This is a genomic window from Acidobacteriota bacterium (assembly GCA_020349885.1).
Taxonomy (GTDB): Bacteria; Acidobacteriota.
This window is the reverse complement of the sequence record CP070701.1, coordinates 1,535,915-1,545,677: the sequence shown is the minus strand read 5'-3', so window position 1 is coordinate 1,545,677 and position 9,763 is coordinate 1,535,915. Positions and strand designations below refer to the sequence as shown.

Annotated in this window: 5 protein-coding genes; 3 read left to right on the top strand and 2 right to left on the bottom strand. The window is 62.4% G+C overall.

All coding sequences use genetic code 11. The features are described from left to right. The first annotated feature begins 90 nt into the window (after positions 1-90). Positions 91-390, top strand: coding sequence for a helix-turn-helix transcriptional regulator (locus JSV08_06695; GenBank protein ID UCF80202.1), 300 nt, complete (start codon positions 91-93; stop codon positions 388-390). A 175-nt stretch (positions 391-565) separates the two neighbouring features. On the opposite strand, the gene smpB is transcribed toward JSV08_06695, so the two are convergent. Beyond that, positions 566-1,024: an SsrA-binding protein SmpB gene (gene smpB, locus JSV08_06690; GenBank protein ID UCF80201.1), complete on the bottom strand. Its 459-nt coding sequence runs from the start codon at positions 1,022-1,024 to the stop codon at positions 566-568. 248 nt (positions 1,025-1,272) lie between these two features. On the opposite strand from smpB, the gene JSV08_06685 reads away from it, so the two are divergent. Both JSV08_06685 and uvrA read left to right on the top strand, forming a co-directional pair. Continuing rightward, positions 1,273-2,055: a cyclic nucleotide-binding domain-containing protein gene (locus tag JSV08_06685; GenBank protein ID UCF80200.1), complete on the top strand. Its 783-nt coding sequence runs from the start codon at positions 1,273-1,275 to the stop codon at positions 2,053-2,055. Next, positions 2,055-5,108, top strand: coding sequence for an excinuclease ABC subunit UvrA (gene uvrA / locus JSV08_06680; protein UCF80199.1), 3,054 nt, complete (start codon positions 2,055-2,057; stop codon positions 5,106-5,108). Before JSV08_06685 ends, uvrA begins: the two co-directional genes overlap by 1 nt. Positions 5,109-5,191: 83 nt before the next feature. On the opposite strand, the gene JSV08_06675 is transcribed toward uvrA, so the two are convergent. Continuing rightward, positions 5,192-9,667: a hypothetical protein gene (locus tag JSV08_06675; GenBank protein ID UCF80198.1), complete on the bottom strand. Its 4,476-nt coding sequence runs from the start codon at positions 9,665-9,667 to the stop codon at positions 5,192-5,194. Positions 9,668-9,763: the final 96 nt, after the last annotated feature.

The following is a 9,763-nucleotide window of genomic DNA, read 5'->3' as shown; positions in this document are numbered from 1 at the left end:
CCTTGTGGCTCAAAAGTTCAGGCGGAGGAGGACGGGAATACTTTTCAAGTACAGACGCAAAAACGAGCTCTCTAAGAGGAAAAAACGTGTATGAAGCAGCGAGTGAATCTCAAAAAAATCGGCGGCCGCATCAAGCAACTGCGCCTGCCGCAGACACAAACTGAGTTTGCCCAGCTCATCGGCTGCGACCAAGGCTACGTGTCGCAGGTGGAACGCGGCAGCACCAAGCCGTCGCTTTGGTTTCTCAATCGCTTGGTGCAGATCACCAAATGCTCGCTCGACTGGATCGTCTACGGCAAGGGTAAAAAATCCGTACGCCGTAACGTCAAAACCAACCGGCAGCGCCGCCCGCCCCGCTCGGGGCGGGGCAAGCGAGGTCGTCGGCGCTGAACGACTCTTCCGCTTTGTTGAAATTCCCCTAATATGTCCCCGCCGGGGCCGGCCCGCCTAAGGCTGCCGACTGCTCCGAGTCCTCTGAGCCGCAGCCAGGGGATAAAGGGGGATTATCTCAGAGCAGATCCACCGACGGTGGATCGCCAATTGCTTCTTTAGCCTTCCTATGTTCCTATCTTCGGTGGCGCTTCATCGCGGCCGCGGCCTCGCGGTCATGAATGCGCTTCTTGATGCGCTCGCGTTTGTCTGTCATCCTCTTGCCCTTCGCGAGCGCAATCTCGACCTTGATCCTGCCCTTGGCGTCTAGGTACAGCTTCGTGGGGACGACGGTATAGCCGCGCTGGGTGACGCGGCCCGTTAATTTCCTTATTTCGGACTTGTGGAGCAAAAGCCGCCGCTCGCGCACGGGGTCGGGGACCCAGGCCGCCGCTTTGCTGAAAGGGCTGATGTGGACGCCCGCAAGAAACGCCTCATCGTTTCGCAGATGCACGTAGCCCTCGCCGAGGCTCGCGCGCCCCTCGCGGCACGACTTAGCCTCGGAGCCTAGAAGCGCAATGCCGGCCTCGAAGCGCTCCTCGAGGTGATATTGAAACGAGGCTTTCCGGTTGGTGGCAAGAATTTTCAGAGGCATAGCGGACTTCCTTCGCAAAGACAGCACCGTTGCACGCGTGAAGCCATGCAAGAACCATTATACCTTGGCTTGGTCGCTACGCCACGCAAGAATGCGGTACGCCTGCTTTCCCGCATCCCGAACTTTGGGTCGAGCACGACGAAGCGGCGGCGAACGTGAGGAGAGATTGGGTCAGAGTTCGCGCCTCGATTGACACCGCACGGAACGCCTTTCTATAATGGAGGGTTCAAACGAGAAAAGGCTTCTCTATGGTTGCGCCGGCATTCGAGCAGTATCTTGTCAAGTTTCCCAAGGAAGAGGTCATCTTCAAGGAGGGAGACTTGGGAACGGACATGTACATCATCCAGAGCGGCACGGTGGCCGTGGACAAGAAGATCGGCGACACCTCCCGCCGCCTGGCCGTCTTCGGCAAGGGCGATTTCTTCGGCGAGATGTCGCTCCTCGAGCACCTGCCTCGCACCGCAACGGTCACCGCGCTGGAGGACTGCGAAGTGGTGCGGATCGACGGCTCGACCTTCGACGCAATGATTCGCTCGAACACGGAAATCGCGGTGCGGATGCTTCGGAAATTCTCGGTGCGCCTGCGCGAGATGGACAAGAAAATCGAAGCGCTCCTCCTGGACCACGCCGACGAGAAGCAGCCCATGGTTTACGAGGCGCACGAGGTGGCGCAACCCACGACGGAGCCGACCCCATCGGGTGCGGTGCTTGCGATTCTCCGAAACGAGGAGACCAACAAGGAATATTCCGTTTCCAAACACGAGACGCTCATCGGCCGCGCCGACCCCGTGACGGGAATCACTCCGGACGTAGACCTCTCTGAGGAGGAAAGCGCACGCTCCGTGTCCCGCCGTCATGCCCGCCTCATCTCGAAGGACGGCAAGTTTTACCTGGCCGAAGAGGTCGGCGCCCTGAACGGCACCTACGTCAACGGCAAGCGCATCCGCCCCGGGGTGCTCACGGCCGTCTCGGGCGACGACCGGCTGCTCCTGGGCATGGTGCCGCTCCACTTCGTCCTACCCGGAACGTAATGCCCCACCGGTCCCGACGCAGTCGGGACAAGCCCACGACATGTCGGGGTAAATCCCCCGTGCGCCAGAGGGCGAGCAAAGCGGCGTCCCAGCCCGCCAAAAACAAAAAGCGGAGTCCCGCCCCTGCACGGGACACCCCGCCAAGCGAGTGGCCGCCCATTCGTGTTCGCGGCGCGCGCGTCCACAACCTCAAAAACTTCTCGTGCGACATTCCCTCCCGCACGCTCACGGTGATCACGGGCGTTTCGGGCTCCGGCAAATCGAGCCTCGCCTTCGACACGCTCTACGCCGAGGGGCAGCGCCGCTACGTCGAGTCGCTTTCGTCGTACGCGCGGCAGTTCCTCGAGCGCATGGAAAAGCCCGACGTGGACGCCGTCGAGGGGCTCTACCCGGCCATCGCCGTCGGGCAGCGCAACCCCGCGAAGGGCAAGCGCTCCACGGTGGGAACGGCGACCGAGGTGAGCGACTACCTGCGCCTCCTGTTCGCCCGCACGGGACGCGCCATGTGCCCGCGGGGGCACGGCGAGGTCAAGCGCCGAAGCGTGGACGACGTGGTGCAGTTCGTGCAGGCCATGCCGCGTTCGACGCGCCTCTTCGTTACGTACCCGTTGGACGATGTGGATGGACTCTCCAGCAGAGAGCTTGCCGGCGCACTCCTCAAAGAGGGTTTCGTGAGAATCTTCGATAACGACACGCTCGCCGAGCTCGAGACATGGGCCGAGCGGCAGCTCCGCCCGGAAGACCGCGTTCTCGTCGTCGTGGACCGCTTCGGCGTCGAGTCGGGGGAATGGAAAAGACTCGCCGATTCGGTCGAAACCTGCTTTCGCGCCCTCTCCCGGCCGGAGAGTCTGGGGCCGCCGTCTGCCGGACAGTCCTCGACGGCGGGCGGCGGCTGGACCGTGCTCCGGACGGTGGAAGGCGAAGAAATTCCGTTCTCGAAAAAATTCGCCTGCGACCGCTGCGGCTGCGAGATGCTTCCGCCCGAGCCCGCCCTCTTCAGCTTTAACCATCCGCAGGGAGCCTGTCGCGCATGCAAGGGCTTCGGAAACACCCTCTCGCTCGACGAGCGAAAGATTGTGCCCGACCCGGCGCTCACGCTCGAGGAAGGCGCCGTCAAGCCGTGGGACCAGGAGAGCCGGGAGGAAATTTTCGGGGAGATGCTCGATTTCGCGCGAAGGAAAAACGTTCGCACTGACGTGCCCTACGGAAAGCTCACGAAGCGCGAGCGCCGCCTGCTCTGGAAGGGCGCGGGCCAGGGCTGGCATGACTTTCCGGGCATCGAAGGATTCTTCGAGCACCTCCAGGAAAAGGCCTACAGGCTCCACGTGCGCGTCTATCTGAGCCGCTACCGCAAGTACACCGATTGCACGGCTTGCCGGGGCGCGCGCCTCCGCCCCGAGGCGCTGCGGTTCGAAGTGGGCGGAAAAACCATAGCCGCCGTCTCCGTGATGACCATCGAGGAGGCGTTGAGCTTCCTCGAAGGGCTTTCGCTCTCCGAGGAGGAGAGGCTCGTGGCCGACAAGATTTTCGAGGAACTGCTTGCGCGCCTCCGGTACCTGCGCCGCGTGGGGCTCGGGTATCTGACGCTCGACCGCCTGACGGCGACGCTCTCGGGGGGCGAGGCGCAGCGCATCGCCCTGGCGACGCTTCTCGGCTCGGCGCTCACGGGAACGCTCATCATTCTCGACGAGCCCACCGTGGGGCTGCACGCGCGCGACACGGAGCATCTCCTCGGCGTCCTGAAGTCCCTGCGCGACGCGGGAAACACGCTCGTCGTCGTGGAGCACGACCGCGCGGTCATCGAAGCCGCCGACCACGTGGTGGAGCTCGGCCCCGGGGCGGGAAGCCGCGGCGGCGAGCGGATGGCGTCGCACCGGGCGCTGGATTTCCGAACGCTCGATACGCTCACGGCCTCGTACCTCCGCGGCGAGCGCGAAGTGCCCCGCCGCCCCGACCGGGCGCTTCGCCTGCCCCTCAGGCAGGGCAGGGAGCAAGCTCGTTCCGAACGCTCCCTTCAACTCGAAGGCATCGCCTGCCACAACCTGCACGGCCTGAACGCCCGCATTCCGCTGGGCTGCATGGTCGTCGTCACGGGCGTCTCGGGCTCCGGCAAAAGCACGCTCGTGCGCGACGTGCTCTTCACCGAGTACGAACACCATTCCGCCTCCGCCCGGAGCGGGGCGGAGCCGCCGAAGCCGCTTCTCTGCCGGCGCATCAAAGGATTCGACCGCCTTGCGACCATGGCGCTCGTGGACCAGTCGCCGCTCGGACGAAGCGCCCGCTCGAACGCCCTCACCGTCACCGGCGCGCTCGCGCCGGTCCGGGCGCTTTTCGCCGCGACGGCGGCGGCGCGCGCGCGCGGCTACGACGCCGGCCACTTCTCGTTCAACTCCCCCAAAGGGCGCTGCGAAGCGTGCGGCGGCCTCGGCTGGACGGAGGTGGACATGCAGTTTCTGGCGAACGTTCGCCTCCCATGCGAGGTGTGCGGCGGCAGGCGCTTTCAGCGCCCCGTCCTCGACATCGCCTACCGGGGCACCAACATCCACGACGTCTGCGAGATGACGGTGGACGACGCCATGGGGCTCTTCGGCGACCGGCCGGATGTCACCGAGCGCCTCGAGTCGCTGCGCGACGTGGGCCTCGGGTACCTGCGCCTCGGCCAGTCCACGAGCACGCTCTCCGGTGGCGAGGCGCAGCGCATGAAGCTTGCCTCCGTGCTCGGCACGCGGCGCACGCACGCCGTCTACCTTTTCGACGAGCCCACCACGGGCCTCCACCTCGAGGACGTCTCGACGCTCCTTGCGGCCTTCGAGCGCCTCGTCGAAAGCGGCAACACCCTCGTCGTCATCGAGCACCACCTGGACGTCATCAAGAACGCCGACTGGGTGATCGACCTGGGCCCCGAGGCGGGCGAGCGGGGCGGGCGCATCGTGGCCGAAGGAGCGCCCGAGGAGGTGGCGCGGTGCGAGGCGTCGCACACGGGGCGCTTCCTGCGGGCGATGGGCCTGTCCGGCGAAGCGGAAACGGAAAGACCGGTAGGGATCAGGGGTTAGCAGTCAGGGGCCAGGGTTCAGGGATTAGCGAGAATTCCTTCTCTCTGACCCTTGGCTACCGGCCCCTTCTTGGGGCCACGAACCTAAAGGCCGCAAGACCAAAAGCCCATCGACGACCGCTCGGTTCCGTCGCTGTCGAGGCCCGCGCTCGATACTCCCAGGATCGTGGACCCGCTGAGCACGAACCACGAGTTGTCCGGAATGGTGACATCCAGCGTGACGGTCCCGTCTCCGTTATCCGTCCACACCGAAATAAAGCACGTCGTGCCGCCGACGGTCGTGTCGTAAAGACCCGAGACGAGATCGCTCAATTGACCGACATGAAGGTTATAGACACCACAGTACATTTCTTCCAGCGTAATCTGTGTTGCTGCAGGATCCTCTACGATAAGGGGCGGCACGCCGAACGCCGAAGGCTCGACCGGCCACGGATCGCAGCACAGATTCACAAAGAAGTTGTTGTCGCTTCCCGAGCACCCCAATGCATCCGTCACCGTCACCGAGTAGGGCCCGCTTCCACAGGAAGGCACGGCGATCGTCTGCGTCGTCGCACCCGTGCTCCACAAATAACTATACGGCGGCATCCCGCCCGACGGATTAGCGTCGAGCACCACATTGCCGAAGCAATCGCAGACCCAGTCGGTAATCATGGCCGCGGGGCCGCAGCACCCGCCCGCGTCGCACTCCGTAACGTCCGGAGCCGTTACGCTCAGCGTCCCCGCCGTGACGGTCGCATCGCCGCCGCCGCCGCAGCCCCCGCCGTCCTCCATCAGGCGAAGCTGGTACGTGCCCAGCCCCGTGTAGAGCCCGGTCACGCCGTAGGGATTCGAGTCCGCCACTCCGAGCGGCTTCACGACCGTCGCCTTCGCGAACGGGTCCACAAGCGCCACCTCGACACAGTTCACCAAGTCCGTCGTACCGCTCAATGTATAAGAAAGGGTGGCTGATTCCGCTGCGCCCGGAATGGTAAAAGCGGGCGAGAAATTGGAACTCAATGTCTCGTTTTTAGCCGTCAACGGGCTCGTCGCCTGCCCTCCGATTTCCGTAGGACCGGGATTGATCCTGCCCACCTGGACTGTGAACGCGGCGATTTCGTCAGGATACGCCCCCTCATCCGAGACAATGCCCGTCACGTCAAAGGTGAGGTCGTTCACGCACACCGCACCCGCGTCCACAACGAAGGAATACGCAAACTGCGCCGTGCCGTCCGTGGGAATGTTTCCGTAGAAGCCCGGATTGTTGCTAACGCCAGCGGCTACCACCGAGCCCGGGTTTACCGTGAGATCGGCCCACACGTTGTTTGCGGCAACGCAAACGCTGCTGTTGATGAGCTGCACCGTCACCTCCCACTCTTCCCCGGGCTCAACCACCCCGTCCCCGTCACCGCAAGCTTCTGCAAGAGTCGCTACGGGATCGAAGCTTATATCATATTTAACATCAGGGATACTACTGTCATCATAAAACGTGCGCGCTATGATGCGTTGATTTTGAAAATTGGAATCTTCGTAATAGCGATAGTAAGCAATAAGATATTTTCCGCAGGAAGAATAGGCGACGGCGGGAGGGCGGTCATGATAAGGACTTTGTTGAATGAGCAATCCCGACGGGTCGAGCACCGTGCCATCCGATGAGGCCACGCGCGCCCCGTAGATATCCGCACCCGTGCCGTTCCGGTAATCCTGCCACGCCACGAAATAATCCGTCCCGTTCGAAGCTACCGATGGGCGGGCCTGGCCGTCCGGCAGCGTGGAGACGGCGATGCCGCCTATATCAGGAGGGCCATCGAGGAGCAGGCCATCCGACGCCCGCACCCGTGCCCCATAGATATCGGCGCCGCTTCGGCCATCAGACCACACCACGAAATAGTCCGTCCCGTTCGAGGCTGCCGAGGGGTTGTACCGGTTTTCCACCGCCGTGGAGACGGCGATGCCCGCGGGGTCGAGCACCGTCCCATCCGAGGTCACTCGCGCCCCGTAGATATCCGTAATGCAGTAGCATCCACCGTCGTTCCGCTGGTCCTCCCACGCGACGAAATAATCCGTCCCGTTCGACGCAACAGAGGGAGCGTATTGTGCTCTTGGTACTGTTGAGATAGCAATGCCTCCCGTGTCAGGCGGCCCATCAAGTAGCGCCCCATCCGACGCGCGCACACGTGTGCCGTAGATATCATAGTATGACACGCCCCAGTTTCGCTTGTCTTCCCACGTGACGAAATAATCCGTTCCGTTTGAGGTAACGGATGGATTCGATTGGTCGTATTGTGCGTTTGAGATAACGATGCCTGTAGGGTCAAGAACGGTTCCGGCAGACGTTACACGTGCCCCCTGGATGTCTCCTTCATAACTTCCATCTATCCAAACCACGAAATAATCCGTTCCGTTTGAGGCGACAGACGAAAAAAATTGGGAATCGACTTCCGTCGAGACGGCAATGGCCGTCGGGTCAAGAACCGTCCCGTCGGAGGCTACCCGCGCTCCGTAAATGTCATAGTATGTTGCGTTTCGAGTGTCATTCCAGGCCACAAAATAACCTGTTCCGTTTGAAGCAATGGAAGGATATAATTGACCGCTCGCTGCTATCGAGACGGCGATGCCCGTGGGATCGAGCACCGTCCCCGCCGCCGTCACCCGCGTCCCGATAACGGCCGAGTCCCTCCACCACCACGCCACGAAATAGTCCGTCCCGTTCGAAGCGACGGAAAGAACCCTCAGGACGCCCGCCATCGAGGAGTCAGCGTCGCCTACGAAGATGCCTCCCGTGTCAGGCGGGCCGTCAAGGAGCAAGCCGTCCGAAGCGCGGACGCGCGCCCCGTAGATATCGTCGAACGGGCTGATTCGTTCATCCCGCCACGCGACGAAATAGTCCGTCCCGTTCGAAGCCACCGAGGGGTAAAGCTGTGTGTGTACCTCCGTGGAGACGGCGATGCCTCCCGTGTCAGACGGGCCGTCAAGGAGCAAGCCATCGGACGCCTGCACCCGCGCCCCGTATATGTCGGGTGACCCGCCGTTTCGGTAGTCTGTCCACGCGATGAAATAGTCCGTCCCGTCTGAGGCTACGGAGGGGTACTCTTGGCCGCTTGCCGCCGTGGAGACGGCGATGCCCGTGGGGTCGAGCACCGCCCCATCCGAGGAGGCCAAGCGCGCCCCGTAGACGTCGCTGTCCGTGCCGTTTCGATCGTCTTGCCACGCGACAAAATAGTCCGTCCCATTCGAGGCCACCGAGGGCCTGTTTGCCCCAAAGGAGATGACGATGTCCGTGGGGTCGAGCACCGTTCCATCCGAGGCCACGCGCGCCCCGTAGACGATAGCGTTGCTGACGTTCCACGCAACGAAATAGTCCGTCCCGTTCGAAGTCACGGAGGGAAACCGCTGGTGGCCTGCCGCCGCGGAGATGACAATGCCGCCTATATCAGGAGGGCCGTCGAGCAACACTCCATCGGATGATCTGATTCGCGCTCCATAGATGTCATCACCCGTGCCGAACTGATTTCGGCTGTCTTCCCATACCACAAGGTAATCCGTCCCGTTCGACGCGACAGAGGGATAATCTTGCCAACTCGCTTCCGTGGAAATAATTATTCCTGTTTGGTCAAGCACTGCTCCTGCTGACGTGACCCGTGTTCCAAAAATATCATAACCGCCGGACATTCGACTATCGCTCCAGGCTACAAAATAATCTGCCCCATTCGAAGCAACAGAAATATGCCGTGTGTATACCGCCCAGCCAATCACCGGACTCGGCTCCACCGGAAACTCCGGCCCCACCGTCGGGTCAATCAGGATGGGATACCGGGTATTCTCTAGAAATCCGCGCGACACCTCGAACAGAATCTCGCGGCCGGTTGCAAGCGAGGGCCGAATTCTTTCCAGACGCCCCGCCGCGTCAACCAAGGTCACGTTGGAGAAGGTTACTTGACCCTTTTCCCCCTTGGCCGGAAACACCAAACCCTCCGGATGCTCCCGCGGCTCGCCCGAGGAGCGGATCGCAAGACGCACGCGCAACGCCGAAGCCTCGGGGCTGAGCGGCTCATCAACCGTCCAGTAGATTTCTATCCCTTCCTCCCCGCGGTTTCGCACGTAAGGCGTCACGCCGTCGCGCGCTTCGCCTTTGAGAAGGCCGGGCGAGTGCTCCTCCAGGCGGCCTTTTCCAAACACCGTATGCGTATTGCCCCCCCGCTCGAAGCGAACGGAAAGAATCTCGAAATCGGGTTTTTCCTTATTTCCTTGCGCGAAATACCGCAATCCATCCTGCCCAATCTCCGCCTGGAAGCGTGGCGTCTCATGCGAGAAGGCATTCCCTTTGGACGCGAACGGCCGCTCGCCGCGTGCCTCGGCGCGGAATCCTTGGCGCGGAGGTTCTTCGGGTAGGCCGCGGTTTTTCCGGACGGTGCGGATGATTTCGTTTACGTCGAAGGGGACGTCGGCTATCTCGACTTCGCCGCCGACGCGCGGCGGGCCTTTCCCTTGGGACGCAGACGCTTCACCTCCCCATACTGCCACCGGCATAAAGCCAGCCCCCATCGCCGCAACCGAAAGGATGAGCCACCGCTTTCGTGTCATGGCCGTCTCCTACATATAATATATGCCGTTTCACCAGAATTTCAAGCAATTTGGCCGGATTGTGGGATTTTTAGGAAAAAGCAAGGAGCAAGGAGT